Origin of the sequence: Paenibacillus mucilaginosus 3016 (genome assembly GCF_000250655.1) — a bacterium.
GTDB classification, from domain to species: domain Bacteria; phylum Bacillota; class Bacilli; order Paenibacillales; family NBRC-103111; genus Paenibacillus_G; species Paenibacillus_G mucilaginosus.
Map to the genome: position 1 here is coordinate 2,831,604 of NC_016935.1, position 22,400 is coordinate 2,854,003.

19 protein-coding genes are annotated in these 22,400 nt (G+C 61.3%); 15 read left to right on the forward strand and 4 right to left on the reverse strand.

Annotated elements, in window-relative coordinates; translation table 11 throughout:
* Positions 1–142: 142 nt before the first annotated feature.
* From PM3016_RS12175 to PM3016_RS12210, 8 genes are all read left to right on the forward strand, one after another.
* Positions 143–1,951, forward strand: coding sequence for a cache domain-containing sensor histidine kinase (locus PM3016_RS12175; protein ID WP_013915870.1), 1,809 nt, complete (start codon positions 143–145; stop codon positions 1,949–1,951).
* Complete coding sequence (locus PM3016_RS12180) at positions 1,941–3,542, forward strand: helix-turn-helix domain-containing protein (protein WP_013915871.1); 1,602 nt, start codon at positions 1,941–1,943, stop codon at positions 3,540–3,542. The genes PM3016_RS12175 and PM3016_RS12180 overlap by 11 nt, the downstream gene beginning before the upstream one ends.
* Before the next feature lie 138 nt (positions 3,543–3,680).
* Complete coding sequence (locus PM3016_RS12185; protein WP_013915872.1) at positions 3,681–4,598, forward strand: carbohydrate ABC transporter permease; 918 nt, start codon at positions 3,681–3,683, stop codon at positions 4,596–4,598.
* A gap of 4 nt (positions 4,599–4,602) precedes the next feature.
* On the forward strand, positions 4,603–5,442 hold the full coding sequence (locus PM3016_RS12190) for a carbohydrate ABC transporter permease (RefSeq protein ID WP_014369678.1): 840 nt from the start codon (positions 4,603–4,605) through the stop codon (positions 5,440–5,442).
* A 70-nt stretch (positions 5,443–5,512) separates the two neighbouring features.
* A complete protein-coding gene (locus tag PM3016_RS12195; RefSeq protein ID WP_014369679.1) occupies positions 5,513–6,838 on the forward strand; it encodes an ABC transporter substrate-binding protein in 1,326 nt (441 codons plus the stop codon).
* A 98-nt stretch (positions 6,839–6,936) separates the two neighbouring features.
* The gene (locus PM3016_RS12200; protein WP_014369680.1) at positions 6,937–8,592 is read left to right on the forward strand and encodes an MGH1-like glycoside hydrolase domain-containing protein; all 1,656 of its coding nucleotides are present in this window, start codon (positions 6,937–6,939) and stop codon (positions 8,590–8,592) included.
* Between the two features lie 33 nt (positions 8,593–8,625).
* Positions 8,626–8,868 (forward strand): hypothetical protein, encoded by a 243-nt coding sequence (locus PM3016_RS12205; protein WP_013915876.1) that lies wholly within the window; start codon positions 8,626–8,628, stop codon positions 8,866–8,868.
* 56 nt (positions 8,869–8,924) lie between these two features.
* Positions 8,925–9,182: a YczF family membrane protein gene (locus PM3016_RS12210; protein ID WP_013915877.1), complete on the forward strand. Its 258-nt coding sequence runs from the start codon at positions 8,925–8,927 to the stop codon at positions 9,180–9,182.
* A 4-nt stretch (positions 9,183–9,186) separates the two neighbouring features.
* On the opposite strand, the gene PM3016_RS12215 is transcribed toward PM3016_RS12210, so the two are convergent.
* The 3 genes from PM3016_RS12215 to PM3016_RS12225 are packed head-to-tail and all read right to left on the reverse strand — an operon-like array spanning position 9,187 to position 13,130.
* Entirely contained in the window at positions 9,187–10,395 is a 1,209-nt protein-coding gene (locus PM3016_RS12215; protein ID WP_013915878.1) for a Ger(x)C family spore germination protein, read from the reverse strand.
* The gene (locus PM3016_RS12220; RefSeq protein ID WP_013915879.1) at positions 10,392–11,996 is read right to left on the reverse strand and encodes a spore germination protein; all 1,605 of its coding nucleotides are present in this window, start codon (positions 11,994–11,996) and stop codon (positions 10,392–10,394) included. Before PM3016_RS12220 ends, PM3016_RS12215 begins: the two co-directional genes overlap by 4 nt.
* A gap of 36 nt (positions 11,997–12,032) precedes the next feature.
* Positions 12,033–13,130 (reverse strand): GerAB/ArcD/ProY family transporter, encoded by a 1,098-nt coding sequence (locus PM3016_RS12225; protein ID WP_013915880.1) that lies wholly within the window; start codon positions 13,128–13,130, stop codon positions 12,033–12,035.
* Between the two features lie 184 nt (positions 13,131–13,314).
* Here PM3016_RS12225 and PM3016_RS12230 point away from each other — a divergent pair, with 184 nt between their 5' ends.
* From PM3016_RS12230 to PM3016_RS12250, 5 genes are all read left to right on the forward strand, one after another.
* A complete protein-coding gene (locus PM3016_RS12230; protein WP_013915881.1) occupies positions 13,315–13,815 on the forward strand; it encodes a DinB family protein in 501 nt (166 codons plus the stop codon).
* A 257-nt stretch (positions 13,816–14,072) separates the two neighbouring features.
* Positions 14,073–14,816: a hypothetical protein gene (locus PM3016_RS12235; protein ID WP_013915882.1), complete on the forward strand. Its 744-nt coding sequence runs from the start codon at positions 14,073–14,075 to the stop codon at positions 14,814–14,816.
* 462 nt (positions 14,817–15,278) lie between these two features.
* Positions 15,279–15,644, forward strand: coding sequence for an RCC1 domain-containing protein (locus tag PM3016_RS40735; protein ID WP_269083272.1), 366 nt, complete (start codon positions 15,279–15,281; stop codon positions 15,642–15,644).
* Between the two features lie 3 nt (positions 15,645–15,647).
* A complete protein-coding gene (locus PM3016_RS12245; protein ID WP_013915884.1) occupies positions 15,648–16,115 on the forward strand; it encodes a carbohydrate-binding protein in 468 nt (155 codons plus the stop codon).
* 89 nt (positions 16,116–16,204) lie between these two features.
* Positions 16,205–16,429: a hypothetical protein gene (locus PM3016_RS12250; protein ID WP_013915885.1), complete on the forward strand. Its 225-nt coding sequence runs from the start codon at positions 16,205–16,207 to the stop codon at positions 16,427–16,429.
* A 354-nt stretch (positions 16,430–16,783) separates the two neighbouring features.
* Here the strand turns inward: PM3016_RS12250 and PM3016_RS12255 are convergent, their stop codons facing one another.
* Positions 16,784–18,667, reverse strand: coding sequence for a DUF2264 domain-containing protein (locus tag PM3016_RS12255; protein WP_014369682.1), 1,884 nt, complete (start codon positions 18,665–18,667; stop codon positions 16,784–16,786).
* Positions 18,668–18,901: 234 nt separating this feature from the next.
* Between PM3016_RS12255 and PM3016_RS12260 the strand changes: the two genes are divergently transcribed.
* Positions 18,902–20,761: a cache domain-containing sensor histidine kinase gene (locus PM3016_RS12260; protein WP_014369683.1), complete on the forward strand. Its 1,860-nt coding sequence runs from the start codon at positions 18,902–18,904 to the stop codon at positions 20,759–20,761.
* A complete protein-coding gene (locus PM3016_RS12265) occupies positions 20,736–22,355 on the forward strand; it encodes a response regulator transcription factor (RefSeq protein ID WP_013915889.1) in 1,620 nt (539 codons plus the stop codon). The genes PM3016_RS12260 and PM3016_RS12265 overlap by 26 nt, the downstream gene beginning before the upstream one ends.
* Positions 22,356–22,400 lie beyond the last annotated feature (45 nt).

The following is a 22,400-nucleotide window of genomic DNA, read 5'->3' on the forward strand; positions in this document are numbered from 1 at the left end:
GAAGAAGATGGCTTTCCGTTTATTCGGGAAGCCGTCTTTTTTTATGCTATAGTGAGGAATAAAAGCGGGCTCGGGGTCCACTGTCCCCATAACCGTTACACCATACGAACCCTGTGTAAAAAAGAGGTGAACGTCCACATCCATGTTCTATTCGCTCAAAAACGGGCTGATCGCCTTCTTCGTCCTGCTGCTCGTTCTCTCGTTCGGGACGGTATCGTATCTCCTGTTCCACGAATCCCGCTCGATCATCCGCTCCTACATCGAATCCTCCGCGCTCGAGAAGATGGACGAGTACGGCTCGTTCATCTCGATGGCGACGACGCACATGTACGACCTGTCCTCGCTCGTGTTCAACAGCGACATTACCCGCAGCTGGGACAACGCCTTATCCGACCCGGCGCTGCCGCAGGGGGAGAAGATGCTGGCGAACATCGCGTTCAGCCAGTTCCTGACGCGCACGACGAACAGCTACTCCGGCATCTCGTCGGTGTCCGTATACCGCGGAGACGGCACGCGGATCGGCGCGGGCAACCAGGTCGCTTCCGACCTGTCGTTCCTGCGGGAGGCCTGGTACGACGACTTCGTCCGGCGGGGGAACCACTGGGTGCCGGCGCATACGGACCCGGTGGAGGCCGGCCTGTCGAGGCCGTACCCTGTGGTCAGTCTCCTGCTGCCGATCGGCGCGTTCGAGCCTACGGCTTCGAGGCCGCTCATGAAGATCAATGTAAGCGCTGACTTTCTGCTCGAGCCCTTGAACCGCATCCATCTCGGCGAGAGCGGCACGATCTTCCTGCTCGATCAGGAGGGCCGTCCGATGCTGCCCCAGCAGCAGGATGTCGATCTCTCCGAGGCGATGGCGAAGGCGGAGGAGATCCGCGCGGGCGCCCAGCCGCAGGGGGTCGTCTACACGAAGAACGGGGAAGGGACCACGGATATTCTCGTCTACAAAAAGCTGAAGCCCAACAACTGGCTGCTCGTGGGCGTGGTGTCGGAAGGAGACCTGTACGCGAAGCTGATGGAGCTGCGGGACAGCATCCTGCTCATCACGTCGCTGCTGCTGCTCTGCGCGATCCTGGCGGCTTCGTGGCTGTCCTACGGCATCACGAAGCCCTTGTCCCGCCTAGCGTCGGCCATGCGCCTCGTGCAGAAGGGGGACTTCGAGCTGGCTGAGAGCCGCATCCCGCCGGAGCGGTATGTCCGCAACGAAGTCGGCTATGTCACCTCCAGCTTCCGGGCAATGGTGACCCAGCTGCGGCAGCACATCCGGACGGAGTTCGAGCAGAAGCTGCTCCGGCAGCAGGCGGAATACAAGGCGCTGCTCCTGCAGATCAACCCGCACTTCCTGTTCAATACGCTGGAGCTGCTGAGCTCCCTGACGATGCAGGGCCGGCAGCGGGATGCCGTCCGGGTGATCGAATCCCTGGGCAAAATGCTGCGCTTCTCCCTCAAAATCAGCGACGATGTGATTCCGCTGGAAGAGGAGCTCCGGGTGCTGCGGCACTATCTCTCGATTCTGCAGATCCGCTTCGGGGAGCGGCTTCACCTGACGCTGGAGGAGGAGGGGGAGACCGCCGGCAGGCTCCCCATCGTGAAGTTCCTCCTGCAGCCGCTCGTGGAGAACGCGGTGGCCTACGCCTTCTCGGTGCGGCCGGAGGCGAAAGTGACGGTCCGCATCCGATGTGCGGACGGCCGCCTGCAGCTGACCGTCGCCGATAACGGCCCGGGCATGCCGCCGGAGCTGGTGCAGCGGCTCCATGCCGAGACGGCTGCCGCCCAGCTCCAGACCATCCTAAGCTCCACCGGCCCCGGGCAGATCGGCCTGCGCAATGTCCTGTCCCGCTGCCGTCTCTACTACGGACCGCTTTTCACCTTCGCCATTGACACCCGGGAAGATGAAGGGACGTCCATTGAACTCCATCTGCCCGCAGGAGGGAACCCCCATGACGTATAGCGTGATGATTGTCGATGATGAGCCCGAGATCCGGCTGGGCCTGCGCCTCAAGGTGGAGTGGGACAGCCCGGACCTGACGGTTGCCTGTGAAGCCGCCAACGGGATGGAAGCCCTGGGGAAGCTGGCCGGGGAGGCTGTTGACATCGTGATTACCGATATGAATATGCCGGTGATGAACGGCGTCTCGTTCCTGGAGTCGTGCCACGAGCTTTATCCCGGCTTGAAGCTGATCGTGATTACCGGCTACGAGGATTTCCATTATGCCCGGGCGGCGGTCCGCACCCATGCAAGGGATTACCTGCTCAAGCCCGTATCGCAGGAAGAGCTGACAGCGGCGCTCCGCAAGGTTGTCCGGGAGCTTGATGAGGAGAAGAGCCGGCAGGTGCAGCAGGAGAAGGTCCAGTGGCGCCTCTCGCAGGATTACAAGGAGATGAAGGAGCATTTTCTCACGGGCCTGGTGAAAGAAGAGGGCTTGGATGAGCGGGCGGTGACGGAGCGCTCGAAGTGGTTCGAGCTGGAGGCGTGGGCCGGACGGAAGGTACGGTTCGTCACCGCGGGACTAAGGGAGCGGGGCGGGGCCCCGCTGGGGGAAGAACGCACGCCGGACAAGCTGCGGACGCCCTTCGAGCTCCTCTGCCGGGAGTATGCGCAGACATACCCCGCGCAGCCGCTGCCCGTGTTCCGGGACGGAAGCTATCCGGGGCTCATGCATTTCATCGCGCCCGCAGAGCCCGGGGCGGCCGAAGCATTCGCGGAAGGACTTCGGAAGTGTGCGGGCGCTCATCTGGCCTTCGAGCCGGCGGTCGGGATCGGCGGGGAGGCGGAAGGCTTCGGCGCCTGGAAGGAAGGGTACATGTCCTCCCTGGTGGCCTGGAATATGGCCGGAAGCCATGTCGATGCGGGCTCCAGGGAGCACCCGGACACCAGAGCCGAGGGGGCGGAGGACACCGCCAAGGTGATCCGCAGGCACCTGATCCGCGGCGAGCTGGACTCCTTCGCGTGGGCGGTGCGCCGGGAGCTCGAGGACGCTATCCGGCACTCCCGCGGCCATCTTGTCAAACGGATCTTCGGACTGTATCTCCTGCTGGATGCGATCGGCAGCGCGGGCGGGGTCCAGCTCGACAGCGCCGACCAGCTGTGGGTGCGTCCGGACAAAGTGCTTGCCCTGGATACGGTGGAGAAGGCCGCCGCCTTCCTGACGGGGATCGGCCGCCGCATCCAGGAGGGGATGGGGGAGAAGCCTGAGGATGCGGAGGGCTCGGTCATCCGGGCCGCGAAGGCGTTCATCGAGGCGAACTACATGTACGAGCTGCACCTGACGATGCTGGCGGAGCGCTTCAATTACAATCCCTCGTACTTCTCCGAGCTGTTCAAGGCGAAGGTCGGGAAGACCTTCATCCAATACGTGACCGAGGTGCGGATGGCCCAGGCCCTGAAGCTGCTTGAAGAGAGCGAGCTCAGTCTGTGGGATATCGCCGAGCTGACCGGCTTCTCCAATCCGAGCTATTTCAGCTCCAAGTTCAAGAAGATGTACGGGGTCACCCCGTCGGAGTACCGGCAGAAGCCTGAAGCACCTACCCGAAAAAATTGATAACGCACTGCCGAAGAAATCGCATTCATTCCATGGGCTCCCATCCCTTATGATGATGTTGCGGCCCCGTTTAAGAAAACGGGCGGCGCTCTCTCTGCAGGAGACAAATTCGCATCACTTACGGATGGGAGGGTACACATGGCATCTGCACGCAGACCGTCTCTATGGCGGCAGGACCGCACGGCATACCTGTTCCTGCTGCCTTGGCTGCTCGGTTTCTTCTGCCTGACGCTCGGACCGATGGTCTACTCGTTCTACTTATCGCTGACAAAGTTCAACCTGCTCAATTCGCCCAGATGGCTGGGCCTGCAGAATTATGTACAGATTTTCACCGATGACGCTTCCTTCCTGCAGTCCCTGAAGATCACGTTCCAGTATGTGCTGCTGTCGGTTCCGCTCCGCCTGATCTTCGCCCTGCTCGTGGCCATGGCGCTGAACAAAGGCATCCGGGCCCTCGGCATCTACCGGACGGTCTACTATATCCCTTCCCTGCTGGGGGGCAGCGTGGCCATTGCGATCGTCTGGAAAAAAATCTTCGACGGCGACGGGCTCTTCAACCACTTCCTCGCCACCTTCGGGATCGAGGGGCCGGCCTGGATCGCCAATCCGCTCTATGTCCTCTATACGATCGTCACGCTGTCCGTCTGGCAGTTCGGCTCGGCCATGGTCATCTTCCTGGCGGGACTGAAGCAGATTCCGGCCGATCTCTATGAGGCTTCCGAGGTGGACGGGGCGGGCAAGGTGCGCCAGTTCTTCCGGATCACGCTGCCGCTGCTGTCTCCGGTGCTGTTCTTCAACCTGGTGATGAGCATCATCAATTCCTTCCAGGTGTTCACGCCAGGCTATGTGATCGGCGACGGCCGGGGCGGGCCGATTGACTCGACGTTATTTTACACGCTGTACCTGTATTTGAAAGGGTTCTCATTCTTCGATATGGGCTATGCTTCGGCGCTGGCCTGGATCATGCTCGCCATTATCGGCGCCTTCACGGCCCTGGTGTTCGTGACCTCGAAGTACTGGGTCTTCTACGGGGACGGCAAGGAGGAAAGGGGATGAAACCATGAACCAGGCAGCGTCCGTCCTCCGGATCGGCAGGCATGCGGTGATTATCGCCATCGGCATCCTGATGCTCTACCCGGTGCTGTGGCTGCTGAGCAGCTCGTTCAAGCCGAATACATTGATCTTCTCCGACACGAGCCTGTGGCCGAAGGAGGTCACTTTATCCAACTATATTACGGGATGGAAAGGCCTGCAGGGCATCTCGTTCGCCCGCTTCTTCGCGAATTCGGCCCAGATCTCGATCCTCTCCGTGCTCGGCAACGTGATCACCTGCTCACTGGCGGCCTATGCCTTCGCCAGGCTGGAATTCCGCTTCAAGAAGGTGTGGTTCTCGCTGATGCTCGTCACGATCATGCTGCCCTATCATGTCACCCTTGTGCCGCAGTACATTCTCTATAACAAGTTCGAGTGGATCAACACGTACCTGCCGCTCATCGTTCCGAAGTGGCTCGCGCATGATTCCTTCTTCATCCTGCTCATGGTCCAGTTCATCCGGGGGCTGCCCAAGGAGCTCGACGAGAGTGCGGTGATCGACGGCTGCTCGCAGTCCCAGATCTACTTCCGCATCATCGGGCCGCTGCTCGTACCGGCGCTGATCACCACGGCGATTTTCACCTTCATCTGGTCGTGGGACGACTTCTTCAGCCAGATGATCTATCTCAATAAAGTGCAGCTCTTCACGGTGCAGCTCGGGATCCGGTCGCTGTTCGACCCGTCGGGGGAATCGAACTGGGGCGCACTGCTCGCGATGTCGGTCTTGTCCCTGCTGCCGATCATGACGATATTCCTGTCGTTCCAGAAGTACTTTCTCGACGGGATCGCGACAACGGGGCTCAAGTAAGCAGGGGGGCCTGGAATGTACCGATCCGACAATTTATCCATCCGAATAGGAAAAAGGGGCGAAACACTCGATGAAAAAACGATACGGATTCATGGCGCTGGCCATGCTGGCCGGCACGCTGTCCGCCTGCGGCGGCGGTACGGGAGACCAGGGGACGGCTGCGGGAACCAGCGGCGGAACGGAGCAGGGGAAGACGGAAGCCGTGGAGCTGCGCATCATGTGGTGGGGCGACCAGAAACGGGCGGACCGCACGAACGAGGCGCTGCGCAAATTCGAGGAGAAGCACCCGAATGTCAAGGTGATCGGGGAGTTCGCTCCGAGCTCCGGTTACTTCGACAAGCTTAATACCCAGCTGGCTTCCGGTACAGCCCCGGACGTGTTCTTCCTTGGCGGCAACGTGGTGGATTACGCCAACAAGGGCGTGCTGCTTGAACTCGAGCCCTATGTCGGCAAAGAGCTCAACCTGAGCGACATGGACAAGGGCATGATCGACTACGGGACGATCAAGGGCAAGCTGCAGCACATCTCGGCAGGGGCCAACGCCCGGGGGATTGTCGTCAACACAGAGCTGTTCAAGAAGGCCGGCATGGAAGTGCCGAAGGACGGGTGGACCTGGGACGATTATGCCCGGATCAGCAAGGAGCTGGCGGAGAAGCTGGGCAAAGGGTATTACGGCACGTATGACTTCACGGTCGACGGCATGGATATTTTCCTGAAGCAGAGGGGCAAGCAGCTCTACGATATGGAGAACAACGCCCTGGGCTTCGAGGCCAAGGATATCGAGGAGTGGTTCCAGTATTGGGAGCGCATGCACAAGGAGGGCGGGGTGGTGACGCCGGAGCAGCAGGTCTCGAACCCGCCGGCGGACACGAGCAAATCCCTGATCGTCACGGGCCGGGCGGCGATGGGGCTCATCTCCTCCAACCAGCTCGTCGCCCACCAGAACCTGACCAAGGATGCGCTGACCCTGGTGCAGCTGCCGAGAGGCCCGAAGGGCACGGCCGTTATCTTCGAATCGAGCCAGGGCCTCTCCGGCTACGCGAAGACGAAGCATCCGAAGGAAGTGGCGCAGCTCATGAATTTCTTCATCAACGACCCGGATGCGGCCAAGATCCTGGGCAACGACCGCGGGGTCCCGGTGACGGCGGCCATGCGCGATCTGCTCAAGAAAGAGGCGAATCCGGTGGAGCAGATCATCTACGACTACACGAGCCGGGTGTCCGAAGCGGGCAAGAAGGAACCGGTGAAGGTCAGCTACAACCTGCCGGGCTTCACGGAGTTCTCCAAGCTGGCCGAAACGACGGTGCAGGAGATCGGCTTCGGCAAGAAGGACGTCCAGAAGGGCGTCGAGGACTTCTATAACGGCACGGTCAAGATTTTCAACAACAACAAGTAGACCGCCGGGCCGGTGGAACAGGGGAGAGGCTCCGCAGGGCAGCCTGTTCCCTGCGCCGGAACGGGGAACATCCATAGAGGAAAGCGGGGCGGATCGGAATGAGCATGGGGCTGCAGCTGCTTGATCGGCTGAGACAGACGGATACAGGGGCGAAGGTCGGTGCTTTGAAAAAGGAATCGGATGCCGCGGTGCTCGGGGAGTGGAAAGGCTCCGGCGTCAAATTCGCCTCTTCCTCGGAGGACTTCGAGGAGGTCTATTACACGGCGCTGCGCAAGCTGCTGGACTGCATTGTTCCGGCCGGCGGGGAGGCGCCCATCCTCCATGAGGGCGGCGTCTATCTTGGCTGCTGGCTGGAGAGCACGGGGACGATCAACGCGGAGATTCTCTCGCGGTTTATCCCGTCGGTGTCCGAGGCTTCCTTCGGGCTGTTCGCGGACTACCAGAGGGAGGACGGGCTCATGCCCTACAAGATCACGGGCAGCGGCCCTTCGTACAGGCAGATTCAGATGGTGACCCCCCTGGCAAGAAGCGTGTGGAACCACTATCTGCTGAACGGCCGGAACCGGGAATTCTTAAGCAAAATGTACGGGGCCATGCAGCGGTTCGACGGGTGGCTGGCCGCCTGGCGGAACACCCGGGGAACCGGCGGGGTCGAAGCGTTCTGCACCTTCGATACGGGCCACGACCTGTCGCCGCGCTTCTGGCATGTGCCGGACACGCCGCATCTCGGCGATCCGAGAGAGTGCTGGCCGGACTCCCCGGTTCTTCCCTTTGTGGCGCCCGACCTGACGGCGAATGCGGCCTGCCAGCGGCACTATCTGGCGCGGATCGCCCAGGAGCTGGGAGACACGACGCAGGCCTGGAAGGCCAGGGCGGAAGAGAGCGAACGCAGCCTGCTGCGTCACTGCTATCACGAAGAGGACGGCTTCTTCTACGATCTGGACCGCAGCGGACAGCAGGTCCGGGTGCAGTCCGACGTGCTGCTGCGGGTGCTGGCGTGCGAGATCGGGGACCGGGCTTTCTTCGATGAGGCGCTGCGCAGGTATCTGCTCAATACCCGCAAGTTCTTCGCCAAGTACCCGTTCACCTCGGTAGCGATGGACGATCCGCGCTTCGACCCTTTCTCGAGCTACAACACCTGGGCCGGTGCGGTGAACTTCCTGAGCCTGATCCGGGCGCCGCATGCGTTCGAGCATCACGGCCGGCATGTGGAGCTGACATGGGTGCTGCAGCCGATCCTCTCCGCAATGAGCCGGATGCGCCGGTTCGGCCAGTGCCTGAGCCCCTGGACCGGGGAAGAGGGCTACACCGAATCGTATTCGCCGGCGATCCTGTGCCTGCTCGATTATGTGGAGCGGCTCTGCGGCATTCTGCCCATGCCGGGGGGAGAGCTCTGGTTCACCGGGCTCGTGCCTTACGCGATGGATCACGGCCGGGAGGTCGCGGAGGCGACCGCCTACAGCCGGATCGTGGACGGCGTCACGTATGAGCTTGTGAATACGCGGGAGGAGGCGGTCCTCTACCGGGACGGCGAGGAGCATCTCCGCTTCCCGGCGGGAACGCGGGCCGTGACCGACCGCAGCGGGAACCTGCAGTCGCTCGTCGGCATGAGCGTGCGGACGGTGCAGGGAAGTGTCATTTACAGGGGAAGCGAGATCGGAGTGACGGTCAAGGGGAACGAACAGCTGCAGCTGGCCGGAGGGCGCCTTGTCACCCTGCTCGACATTGGGGTCGTCGTCCCGGCCTATGCGTAACAGGGCGGCCGCAGGAGCGGGGCAGAACCCAACTTGACCGTTCCGGCGGAAGGCCGATATTACATGTTCGCGACCTTCCGGCGCAGCGACAACGGGCTGCTCGGCACCGCGGTGCTCGTGTCGGAGGCGCTGACCGGCCCTCTCCGGCCGCACAGCGAGGGGCCGCTCGTGCTCACCGTGCACACGCCCAACCGGACTCCGGACGAGCGCCCGGTCTTCCTCCGCATCGTAGAGAGTGGAGGCCGGCTTACGGTACCGGATAACCTTTCTGTTTAGCCGGTTTGCATTTAGGAAATCCTAACCAGCATCACAAGAGGCAGGGAGTTGAGTGTATGGTAAAAATGTTGTTCGTCACCCTCTGCATGTTCGGCGCCGGTCTGCTCTATCTGGTCATGATCGACATGGTGTCCGGCCTGACCTTGCCGGAAGCTGTCATGATCCTAAGGGAGTCCTACTCCGTCCTGACGGTAACTGACTATGTGATCGTGCTGCTCCTTCTGGTGCTTCCGGCAGTTCATTGGGGCTATACCTTCTGGAAGGCCCGGACGGCCTCCGGCCAAACAAAGCGCAGCTCCCCCGATTCCCCTTAAACCGTTACTTCTTGAGCAGGTATGGCGTCGACCTCATCCCGGTCCTGCGGATGAAGGTCTCGACGGACACCTCCACCTTCGCTTCCGCAAACAGGGAGGGCCAATTTTCCTCCATGCTCTTCCACGACTTCATATCCGTGCTTTCCACAATCCGGTCCAATCCCAGGTAATCGCTCCGCCGGCTTTGTGCCCCTTGAACAGCCTTCTCGATCTCCCGCTTCGCCGCGTCCGCCCATTCTTTCTGCAGCTTCACGACCTCGGACCTCTGGCTCGGATCGATGGGGCAGCGGATTTCATTGAGATTGCCTTCTTCCTTCACGTGGATTTGAAAAGCAGGAGAACCGTTCTCCATGCGGTAGGTTACGTTGGTTTTCGATTGTATGACTTCTAAGGAAATGCCGTCCTCCTGCTTGCCGCAGGGCAGGGCGACAATGGTTCCCTTCACTTTGTCGAGCACCCGGATCAGCCCGCGGGCCTCGGTGCCGTCGGCCCATCCCGCCCATTTGCCCTCCTTGAACAGAGCCATTCCCTGAATCTCGGCATGCGCCGGAAGCTCGACTTTCTCCAAGTTCGCTTTGGTGCCGCCCTTGCGCCGGTCGCCTTCGATCTTAATCCCGCTGATCGCCATGCTGCCGGACCGGTTTAAGCTTTTGATGATATCCGTGACTTCCATCTCGGCATTATGCGCCCATACCCGGGATGTGTTCCGGATGCGCTTCGCATTGCCGAGCGCGGAGCTCGGCTCCAGAGGCATGGTGAGATTCAGCACGGCCTTCGCGTCGACTCCGCGGGATACGAGAACCGGCGTATTGAGGCGGAGCTCATGGCTCCTCTCGTAGAAGTCGAACAGCTCCCGCAGACCTTCCTTGGCGAGCGGTTCCCCGATGACAAGCAGCTGGATGTGGGCGAAGAAGAGCTGCCTGGGCACCTTCTGGGAGGCTTTGCGCAGGGCCCCGAACAGGCTTTTGTCCTCGGCCCAATAGACGGAGATCGTATTGGCATCGCCGCCGCCACCGCCTTTGGCGCCCAGGGAAGACGAGCCGGGATTCATGATCTGGAACGAGAGTCGGTAGCCTTCTCCGCCCGCGGCCTTATCGATGCCCATCCCGACCACGATCGCCAGGTCCCTCAGCTCCCGGGAGTTCCAGCAGCCCGCAAGCAGCGGCAGCAGAGCAAGCACCAGTACCAGCTGCAGCCCGGCACGCTTTTTCATGAGGCATTCCCTCCATCCTTCGAGTCGTCGGAAGAGCCCGCGGGTTCCATCCGGATCGTATTCTTCTGGTTCACGAGCCGGGGGCGGGAGAAGAGCGAGCCGAGCGGAATCCGGAGGAGCGAATCCTTCTGGTCCTGCATAATGAAAGGCCCGAAGGGTGTCATGTACGGAATGCCGAAGGAGCGCAGGGCGCACATATGAGCCAGCAGAATGATGCTCAGGATCATGATGCCGTAGAACCCGAGCAGCCCCGCACAGGCCATCATCAGGAAGCGGATCAGCCGGATCGACAGGGAGAGATTATAGGCCGGTGTCGAGAAGCTCGAGATGCCCGTGAGGGCCACGACAATGACCATGGCGGAAGAGATGATGCCCGCCTCGACGGCGGCCTGGCCGAGCACCAGCGCCCCGACGATCGATACGGCTTGGCCGATGGCCCGCGGCATGCGGATCCCGGCCTCGCGCAGAATTTCGAAGGTGACCTCCATGATCATGGCTTCGATGAAAGCCGGAAAAGGCACTCCCTCCCGCTGGGCCGCCAGCGAAATCAGCAGAAGCGTCGGGACCATCTCGTGGTGGAACGTAATGGCGGCGATATAGATGGACGGCACGAACAGGGAGATCAGGAAGGCCGCATGTCTCAGGACACGGATCGCCGTGGCAACCTCGAACCGCTGGTAATAATCCTCCGCCGACTGGAAGAACATGAAGAAGGTTGTCGGAGCGATGAGCACGAACGGCGTGCCGTCCACGAACACGGCAATCCGGCCTTCGAGCAGATTCCCGGCAATCGAATCCGGGCGCTCGGTGTTGTAGAGCGTCGGGAACAGGGTGGACGTATCGTCCTCAATGAACTGCTCGATATAGCCTGATTCCAGAATGGCGTCAGTCTCAATGGCATGAAGCCGCCGGCGGACTTCCTCCACAATCTTGTCGTTGGCCAGTCCCCGGATATACATGATCGCCACATCTGTCTGGGTGACGGCACCGAGCTTCATGCTCTCGAGCAGCAGGTGGGGACTGCGGATGCGGCGGCGCACCAGGGCCACATTGGTCGCGATCGACTCCGTGAAGCCGTCCTTCGGCCCGCGGATGACGACCTGGGAGGAGGGCTCGGTCACGCTCCGCATCTCCCCGCCCCGCGTGCCGCAGACCATCGCTTCCGCCGAGCCGTCCACCAGCAGCACGGTATCGCCCGAGAGAACGGCCAGGATCAACTCCTGCCAGTCGCGGGCTGTGCTGACTTCCCCGACCGCCAAGGCGTTGTCCCTGATATGCCGGGACAGCGAAGAATGGCCCGAGTCCGCACGCTTATGGAGGGAGGAGGACATGATGCTGTGGAGTATAAAATTGCTCACCATGGTCTTGTCGGTAATGCCGTCGGTATAAACGGCAGCGGCCTGCACGTCAAAGCCGTCTACCTTAAAGCTCCGTATGGTAATATCCGGGCTGTTCCCGAGTTCCTCCCGGATCCGGCTCAGGTTCTCGTCAAGCCGGAGGGACAGCGGCTGTTTTCCCTCTTTGGGGGAGTCGGATCCGGGCTTCCCGCCGGTATCGGACTGCGTACGAAGGCGGCTGCCTTTCAGGTTCCAAGGAAACATAGCCTGGTCACCCGCTTTCCTGATGGACTGGAATGATTACTTGAAGCCGAACCGCCTGCGGAGCAGGTGAAGGAGGATGAGCAGGGCGGGAATAACCACCATATAGATCGGAAGTACCAGGGTCAGATGTGTCCTTCCCTCTTCCTTGTGTTCCAGGAAGTTCGGAGCCATGAGAATGGACATGAACAGAACGGTAATGCCTGCGGAGTAGGCCAGCCTGCGTTCATCCTCAATACGGAACAGATAGGCCGCCGTAGCCATAGCGCTGTAGATGTACATGGACATTTTGAAAAAAACGCCGATGATCAGCGTCAGGAGCACAAGCGCATCGAGCCGCTGCAGAAAGTCCGCGATCTCGACCAGCCCGATCGTGGTGAACAACGGGAAGGTCGAGCGGGAATACAGGTCCGAGCCGAGCACGGACATTTCGACGGCATGGGTGAGGCTCAGCCCGACGGCACTGAGGACCATGGCGAGGATTCCCGTTTTTCTTGCCATCCGGACCTGGTTCAGCCGGGGCAGCACCGTGCTGAACGCGGCGATTTCGGCGAAGGGAAACATGAGGATGAACGGGTAGGCGGCTCCCAGGACCGTCCGCCAGCCCTCGCCGGTGATCGGCTGAAGATTCGCCGGGTCGATCTGCCCCGAGAACAGGATGACGAGATTGCCGAGTCCTCCTGCGCAGATCATGATGATCAGATAGATCTGGGCCAAGCGGAAAAAGACCTCGACCCCCTTCTGCAGAACATAGACCGCAGCGACGATCATAGCGAGATGGATCACCAGGGTCGGCGTCTGGTCATACGAGGACGCGATCAAGAGGTCCCCGGCTTCCCTGAGATTGCGGGAGGCGATATACAGGAAGTGCAGCATGTACAGCAGAGAGATGGGCCAGGCCAGATAGCGCCCGAGCAGGACGGCCATGTATTCGCTCGGAATCATATTCGGGTATTGGCGCAGCAGGTAATCGAACATCAGGTAGATGAGCAATCCCCCCGGCAGCGCGGCCCAGATGGACAGCCAGATGCCCTGATTGGTCTGCCCCCCGATCGGGATGACCAGAGCGGTGCCGAACTCGAAGAGAATGATCATGGCCAGCAGCTGGTTCGGAGATATCACCGACTTATTGAGCATGGTCCTGCGTCCCTTTCCTGTAGCGCGATCGGTGAAAGAAATTCGTTACTATCTTTCCACATCCGCCCAAGAAATATTTGTCCGCGAACCATCGCTGACATAAGGCTGTCAGGGTTGCCGTTGTAAGATAAGGGCATATACGGCTCAGAGACCCGTAACGAATCTTAAGGAGGTTATTCACTTTATGTTTAAGACCCTATCTGAATTCGCCGATTCATGGAAGAACGAATCCGCTTCCACCCAGCGTATCCTGGATGCCCTGACCGACAGCTCCCTTCAGCAGAAGATCGCGCCGGACTACCGCAGCCTGGGTCAGCTCGGCTGGCACATCGCCACTTGTATTCACGAAATGCTCTCGCGTACGGGACTCGAATTCCCTGCGCCGGAAGGGGAGGAGCAGGCGCCAAGCTCCGCAGCCGTCATTGCCGATACCTACCGCAGGGCTTCCGCCGCCATGCTGGAAGCCGTGCAGACGCAGTGGACGGATGCGGATCTCTTCACCCGCGTGAACCTGTACGGGGAGGAGTGGCCCAACGGGCTGACCCTGCGGATCCTGATCCAGCATGAGGTGCACCACCGGGGGCAGATGACGGTGCTGATGCGGCAGGCGGGTCTGCGGGTGCCGGATATTTACGGCCCGACGCGGGAGGATTGGATCGAGCAGGGGATGGTTCCGCTGGTGTAGGAAACCGATCGCCTGGTTGTTGGCAGCGGTAAAGTCAAAGATGGCCTTCCCTGTTGGAAGGCCTGTTTGCGTAACGAGCGGCGGGGGAAGGTCGGCCGGACGATCATCGTATGACTTGCTCACGGCATCGTCATGACCGGGACATGACGGCAGGCATGACAGGAAGCATGACCCGGGGGATGACGGGGGTCACTGGTCACTCCGGCGCGCAAACCGTACGATTACTCCGTGGAACTATTCTCGAAGGAGTGATTGGGATGATGAAACGGATTGCGGTTCTGGCCGCCCTGAGTGCCGTCCTGCTGGCGGGCAGCGTATCGGCGGCGCCATCGGTAGAGAAGCCGGGCGGAGGACCGAAGGGAACGCCCGCCGAGCACGTGAACCAAGCGGGCTTCGTCGACGATGATGCGGACGACGATGCGCCGGGAGCGCAGGGCGGGCACAAGGCGAAGGCGGAGGAGCCGAAGCCGCCGAAGATCGAGACGAATGCGCCGGCGGTGGATCTGACGGCACCGGGTGTCCAGTGGCTCGACCAGCTGAAGCCGGTGCAGCCCGGGGACACGGCCGCGCTGGGCGACGGCTACTGCGCCTGCACGATGGTGACGGTGAAGCTGAAGCGCATCAGCGTACGAGGCAACAACGAGTCGGGGACCGATGAGTGGCGCTTCCGGGTGAAGCTCGGCTCGCAGACCTTCTACTATCCTTCTTCCACAGGGCAGTACAACATCTCGAGCAGTGCCACTTATCCCCACGACATCTACCTCGATTATGTGCTGCATGATTCCAAGTACTACCTGACGGACGGCCAGACCGTCGGCATGATCTTCGATGTCGAGGCCCGGGAGCTCGACACGTTCTCCGACGATGTGTCCAGGGCGAGCGGGGCGCTAGGCATCACGATTCCGACGAGCGGCACGTGGTATTCCATCACGGCGCAGAACGATACGCCGGTGCTCTTCCAGTTCGAGATCTCGACCCGGCCGGCGTCCAAGTACGATTGAGGGGGGGCTGACGTCCCTTGGCGAACAAGGGGAGGGCACGCCCGCTTCACATGCGAAAGCCCGGCTGGACCTTGGGTCCGGCCGGGCTTTAAAATTTAGAAGTTATATCTCTTCAGGGCTCGATTCTGCTGGCGCGCAAAGCCGTCTATGAAAATAGCGGAAGTACGGTGCGCTATTTCCACTTTTTGATGGTTCCCATTAGAATTAAAGGAACTCAGATGCGCTATTGTAGGGAAGAGCACCGTTTCCAGGCTCGTTTTCCCCTTATAAGGCATCGGAGTTCCGCTATTTTCCGGGAAATGGAGGGAAATCGCTCAATAAGATACCTCACTTCCGTTATTTTAAAACGAACATTCCGGACGCCCTGCCAAAACGATCGGTCACCGGAGGCGGAGGCCGAACCGCATACCTTCCAGCTCGAACTCCAGGTCGCGGATCGCGGTCTCCTATGAGCCGGTCCAGATCGCAGGTCTCGAGTCGGTCGTCTCGGTCGCTGCGGGAGATAACTTCAACCTGGCCCTGACGAAGGACGGCAATGTCTGGGCGTGGGGGAACAATGCCCGCGGCCAGCTCGGCGACGGCACGAAGGAGAACCGGTCCACTCCCGTTCAGGTCCGCGGCATTGCGGGCGTGCGGTCCATCGCGGCAGGCAAGAACCACAGCCTGGCGCTGCTGAAGAACGGCACCCTCTGGTCCTGGGGCAGCAATGAGTTCGACCAGCTCGCTACTTCCGCTGCTGAAGTCGTCATGCCGCAGCGGATTCCTTATATCGACGGAGTGCAGATGATCACTGCGGGCCATGACCACAGCGCGGCCGTGATCGGCTAGGGGATGGTCTACCTGTGGGGCAAGAACTACTCGGGCCAGCTCGGTGACGGGACGACAGGGCATAAGCTGGTTCCGGCGCAGGCCCTGAAGGTGAATCACACCGCCGTCGAAGCGGAAGGTCTGGAGCTGCTGCCGAGCGAGGGCAGTATCGGAATGTATGAGGACAGTGCGGCATCCGGCGGCCGGGCTGTCGGCTATATCGACAACTATGGCGATAACCTGCAGTTCTATAATCACTACATCCCGGGCAAAATCATCCGCGTGCGCTATGCCGCACTGAACAGCGGCACCATGAACCTGTATATCAACGGGGCCTACGCGCAGAGCGTGTCCTTCGACTCTACAGGTGCCTGGACCGGACGGTACGCCTCTAAGCTGATCTACGTGCCCATACCGGAGAGTTCGACCCTCAAGCTGCAGTATGACCGGGGGTCGGTGCCGGTGAATATCGATGCGATTGAAGTCTTTTAGCCTGTCAGCCGGTCACTGCCCTGGATGCATAACCCCGTTTGGAAAACCCCATATTAAAACGGGTTCCAAACAGGGAGGAGGTGCAGACTATGGCAAACCAAAAGACCCAGCAGGCGGACAACGCGGTGCAGCACGCCCATAATGCCGTATCTCAGGCAATGGAGCATCCGACCGATCAGCTGATCGAGCAGGCGGACAACTCGATCCGCCACGCAAGAGCGGCGGTGACGCAGGCATATGAAACGGGCGACACGCTCAGCGCAAGCAGAGCGGCTGGCGCGCTCGAGGAAGAGTGCGAGCGTCTGGGCGACTAAGCCGAGGCTGGCATGAAGCACTATTACTGCACATGAGAGAAGAAAAGCAGGCTGCCGCCGGGCAGTCTGCTTCTTTTACGTTATTCACTTCACAGGAGCTGCCGGCCGGAGGTTGTACCGACATCCGCTTCCAGCGGGGGAGCCCGGTGGGAAGGGGAGGTAACTGGCGCCAAAAAGTTCAGGCAGCTCCCCAGCTCCCAGCCCGAGCTGCTTCCAGTACTATTCACCCTGTCGCAGCACTCGAATCTGCAGCTTACTTACGATCCAGCCGACTAGCGGCTCGCTGGAACCGTCCGCCTCCGCGTAGCTTACCAGCCGTCCGCCGGTAAGCTCGCTGCAGCTGCCCCCGCGGCTTCAGAGCTCCAGCCGCCTGCGCAGCAGCGGCTCGCCTGAACCGTCCGCCTCCGCGTAGATCACCAGCTCCCCGCCGGTAACCAGCGCCATCGGAGCCGCCTCCCAGCTTCCCGCTCCTCCGCTGACGCCCCCTTCACCGTAGACGGCCGACGCCAGCCAGGTCACGCCGGGCTCTATCCGCGTCCGGATCGTCGGGATCACCGTGCGGGGGTGCAGCAGGTTCGTGTTCGCGTTCGGCTGGATGAGCTCGGCGGTACCGCCGCTGCCGTACAGCCGCAGGATGCCGCTGGCGGTGCCGGCCCACGCCGCGTACGCGGCATCCTCCCGCACCGCCGTCTCCACCGGTCCGGCGGAGACTCCGCCGCTCCGCTCGATGCCGAGCGCGAACCCGCCTTCGGCCGCATCCAGCGTGCGGGCGGTCCGGATGCCGTGGACCCGGATGTGCCACGGGGTGCCCGGCACAAGCCACGTGTGCACCTCGACATCCGCCCACGGCTTCCACCGCGCGTAGATCAGGCCGTCGTCCGTGATGCGGGCCTCTTCGCAGCGCCGCTTCACGCGGTACAGGTTGTCTCCCTCGCTCAGCGCCAGCATGGAATCGAACGCCCCCTGGGCGAGTCCCCATTCGGCCCGCGGCACGCTGAAGCCGAAGAGGGTGGAGTAGGCAAACTTCTCATACTTGGCGGACGTATGCGTATGCTCGTTCGAAGATCCGTGTCCCGAGTTGAAGGCAAGCACGTGAGGCACCTTCCCGCTGTCTGCGCGGCGGAAGACCAGGTGGGGCGCGTGCTGTACAGCGAGGCTCTCCTCCGGCTCAGGCATCGGCAGCTCCTCGGCCGTCCAGAACGGATGATCCGCCGGCAGCGCCAGCGGCAGGAACGTTTTCAGCGCCCAGTAGGGCGATCCGGGAGCATTGTAGTTCTCGGCCATGATCAGGTTCGGGTACGCATACCCGATCGTCAGCGTCCCGTCCGGGGCGAAGATCCCCTGGGCGAACCACCAGCGCAGATTGCGGAGGATGAGGCCCTTGGTCACGCCCAGGGGGTAAGGCTCCACCCCGGCGAACACGAGCGCGCTCCAGAACGCGGACTGGGAGAACCGGTAAGCAAGGCTTCGGCCGTACGGCAGCGCCGAGCCGTCCTCGGCGAACCAGTGGAGGAACCGGCGGGCGAACAGAGCGGCCCGCTCCTTGTACAGCCGGGAGCGCTCCGGGTCCTCCGCTTCCATCAGCTTGGCGTAGAGCAGCCCGTAATAGTGAATGGCGAACGGAACGTAGTAGTCGCTGTGTCCGCCCACGCCGTCGGCATACCAGCCGTCCCCGAGATAGAAGCGCTCGATCTCATCGAGCGTCTGCCCGGTCAGCTCGGCATCGTAGGGGAGCCCCGCTTTTTTGAAGCCGATCTGCACGATGACGCGGAAGAACAGCCAGTTGCAGTCCCACAGCTTCCGTCCGTTGATCTGCCGGAGCCAGGCGGCCAGCCGCTCGAGCTCTTCGCCGGACAGCTTCTCCCGCAGCAGCTCCGGGACCAGCGCGAGAGCGAGGCCGAAGGCGGCCATCTCCACGGATTTTTGGTCATAGTCGTGCACCGTTCCCCAGTATTCCTCATGCCCCGGATCCGTGCCGCTGCGGATGCCTTCCAGCACGGTCTCGAGCAGCTCGCTGGTCTCTCCGCCCGCGAGGAGGGGAACCAGCCCCCACAGGACACGGGAGAAGCCTTCGTAGCCGGCGACCTCCCTCGGGTAGCTTGCTGCCGTGCCGCCGAGCTCGAGCCGGGCCGAGCCAGGACTGTAATACGGGAGCAGGGGAGCGCTGAGCTGTCTGAAGGCCAGGATGAGATCTTCTCTTGTTACCAGCGGATTGTTCACAATAGGCTGCGATTTCATTGTAGGGTTTCCTTTCCTTCCGTCATAAGCTCCTTCTGAAACTTGCCTCGATTATAACCGCACTTTGTTCCCCGATGCATCGGCCTCCCCCCAAGTAGTCAAAATAATTCTAAGAGATGTCAAAATAACGTTATCGTGCTGCCGGGTCCTGGCCTATAATGTACCTATAACCCCCGCTTCGGCAGGGCATCTGGAGCCCCCGATCACGGATGGCAGACAAGGAAGGCGACCCGCATGATTCTGTTTGGGCGAAGGTTCAGACCGTTCTCCATTACCTCATTTCGCACCAAGCTGACCCTCGTGTCGGTCTTGTGCATCCTGCTTCCGGCTCTCGTTACACTCGTCGTGTACAACCTGCTCACCCGCGATGCAGTGAAGGAGCAGGCGGTATCGGGTGCGAAGCAGACGCTGGAGCTCATTGACGGCCATGTATCCAACACGCTGGAGTACATGACCTATCTTCTGAATTACATCCAGGAAGACATCGATCTCAAAATGGCCCTGAAACAGCTCAATGACACCGTTTACAGTGAGGACCGGTTAACGAACGAGCAGTACACCACAGGCAGTGTGGTGCGGTACAAGATCGACAGCCTGACGGCGGCCGGGGAAAGCGTCTACCTGACGATCGTGCTGCCGAACGGCATGTACTTTACGAACTATCCGGCTTATGAATATGCCCCGGCCCGGATCTTGAAGGAGCCGTGGCTCCGGCAGGCGAACGGGGTGTACGGCTATCATTCCTATTGGCCGGGCACGCTGCCTACCCAGTTCCTGTCGGAGAAAGGGAGAAATCCGTACCAGCTGACGGTCGTCCGCGCGCTGAGAAACCAGAGCTCCGACAACTCCACGATCTACGCCTATGTAGTCGTCACGATCATGGAGAGCCGGATTCACCGGTATTTCGAACGCCTCGCCGCCGGCCAGGAGGTGATGCTCCTCGATCGGGACGACCGGGTGCTGTCGCATACGGATGCGGGGCATATCGGGACGGACTTCGCCTACCTGAAACAGGCGGAGGGAGAGCCGGAGCGGGATATCGTGCGCCGGGACGGCACCGACTACCTGATCTCGCAGCACCCGATCTCCTTCAGCGTCAACGGTTGGAAGCTCGTTTCGCTGACGCCGTACCGTACGGCGGTGACCAAGATCAATGCGATTTTTCAGAACGTGTTCCTGTTCCAGCTCGTCTCCTTCGTGCTCTTCTTCATCCTCCTGATGGTGGCGCTGCGGGCGTTCACCAAGCCGCTGGTGAAGCTGGACAAGGTGGCCGTGGAGGTGCAGAAGGGGGATCTCAGCGTCCGCTCGTCGATCCGCGGGATGGATGAGATCGGCCGCCTCGGCAAATCGTTCGACGGCATGCTCGAGCGCATCTCCGATATGATCGAGGAGATTACGCAGACCCAGGCGCGTAAGCGGAAGGCGGAGCTGAGCATGCTGCAGGCGCAGATCAATCCGCATTTTCTGTTCAACGTGCTGAATTCGATCCGGATGAAGGTGCTCGGGCGCGGGGACCGGGAGAGTGCGGAGATGATTGCTTCGCTCTCCAAGCTGCTGCGGATGACGATCCAGGACCAGGGAAGCATTCCCCTCCACGACGAGGTGGAGACCGTGATCGATTATATGAAGCTGATGAATATGCGCCAAAAAGAAACCGCTGTCCTCGAGGTGGACATTGCCCCGGAGGTGTATCTGGAGCGGGTGCCGCGCTTCTTCCTGCAGCCGCTGATCGAGAATGCGCTCATCCACGGCCTGAACCAGCAGGCCGGCACGGTCTTCCTCGAGGCCTCGCCGGAGGAGGCGGACCTGATCCGCATCCGCGTCCGGGATACCGGGCAGGGCATGGATGCGGAGAAGCTGGAGAGGCTGCGCCGGCGGCTGTCGGCCCTGCCGGGGGAAGAGGCGGCAGGCCCCGACAAGAAGGGCTTCTCTTCCATCGGGCTCTCCAACGTATACGAGCGGATGCGGATGACCTTCGGGGAGCGTTTCCGGATGGTGATCGACAGCACGGAGGGAGCGGGAACGGTCATTACGATGTATATTCCGAAGCAGGAGGAGGCGGAGCCGCATGTACAAGGTCATGCTGGTGGATGATGATTACCCGGTGCTGGAATTCCTGGCGAATACCATCCCGTGGGAGAAGCTCGGGCTGACGCTGACGGGCACCTATGAGAACGGGGCGGTGGCGCTGGAGGCGGCGCAGAAGATGATGCCCGATATTGTGGTGACGGACATCGGCATGCCGCGCATGAACGGCCTGGAGCTGATCCGGGCTCTGAAGGAGCTTGAGCCGAGGACGCGCTTCGCCATTCTTTCCTGCCACAGCGAGTTCCATTATGCCCAGCAGGCGATGAAGCTGAGCGTACAGGATTACCTCGTGAAGGATACGCTCGATCCGGAAGACATGGAGAAGCTGCTCGCCCAGTTCAAGGCCTCTCTGGATGAGGAGACGAAGGGGGTTGAGCGGCAGAACCGGATGCGGCAGATGATCGACCGCAACCGGGAGCGGCATAAGGAGACCTTCCTCCGCGGGACGATTCACGAGCCGATCCTGGACGGGCAGGCCTGGCTCCAGGAGGCGGAGGCGTTCGGGCTGAGGCTGCAGGATCGGGTGTGTCTGCCGGTGGCATGCTATATCGATGACCAGCGCCTGGCGCGGCAGCGGTTCGTTACCGATGACGTGCTGCGCTTCGCCGTCAATAATATTCTCGAAGAAATTCTCGGGGCCGATGAGCGGGGCGCGGTGAACTTCACCTATGACGTGCTCCGTTCCTTCATTCTCATCCCCGCGCCGGGCGGGATCAAAACCAACCCGTACGACGAGGCGGTCAAGCTGCTGGCCAGGGTGCAGTCGACGGTCTATGCGGCGCTCAAGCTCAAGCTGTCCTTCATCATCGGTCGGACCTGCGGGGAGCCCTCCGGACTGAAGCAGGAGCTGACCGGGCTGCTCGGCGCGTCGGGCCAGCGCTTCTATATGCGGCAGCAGTCGATGGAGAAGCGGGAGCAGATGACCTTCTCCGAGGCGGACCTGTTCTCCTGCTACGATGAGGCGGCCAGCGGCTTCCGCGGGGTCCTCCTAGAGGGCGGCGCGGCCACGGTGCAGCCGGTTCTGGCCTATTGGACGGGGTACCTGCGGGCGGAGAAGTTTCGTCCGGAGACGGTCAAGGATTGGGTGCTGAAGCTGGTGCTGGATCTCAAGCTGAAGCTGCAGTCGATGCAGCTGTTCCGCAACCATTATTCGGTGGAGATCCTGCACAAGGAGCTCCTGGAGATGGATACGCTCGATGAGATCGAAGCCTGGGTGAACGGCTTCTTCGAATCCTCGCTTACCGCCGCCCGGGACGCCAAGGTGCTCAGCAAGCGGACGGAGGTGCTCGATGCCTGCCACTATGTCTCGCAGCACCTGAACCGCAAGATCTCCCTCGACGAGGTGGCCGAGCACCTGTACATGAACCCGAGCTATTTCAGCCGGCTGTTCAAGAAGGAAACCGGGGAGACGTTCATCGAGTTCGTGAACCGGGCCAAGGTCAACCGGGCGAAGGAGCTGCTCGACGGCACGAACCTGTCCGTGGCGAAGATCTGCGAGGCGCTCGGCTACGACAACCACAGCTATTTCATCAAAATGTTCAAGGCGGCGGCAGGCGTCACACCGCAGGAATACCGGGGAACGGCACCGGTCAAGGCCTAGCGGCGGATAGTCAAAATACCGGCAGGAGAAGTCAATATAGCGTGA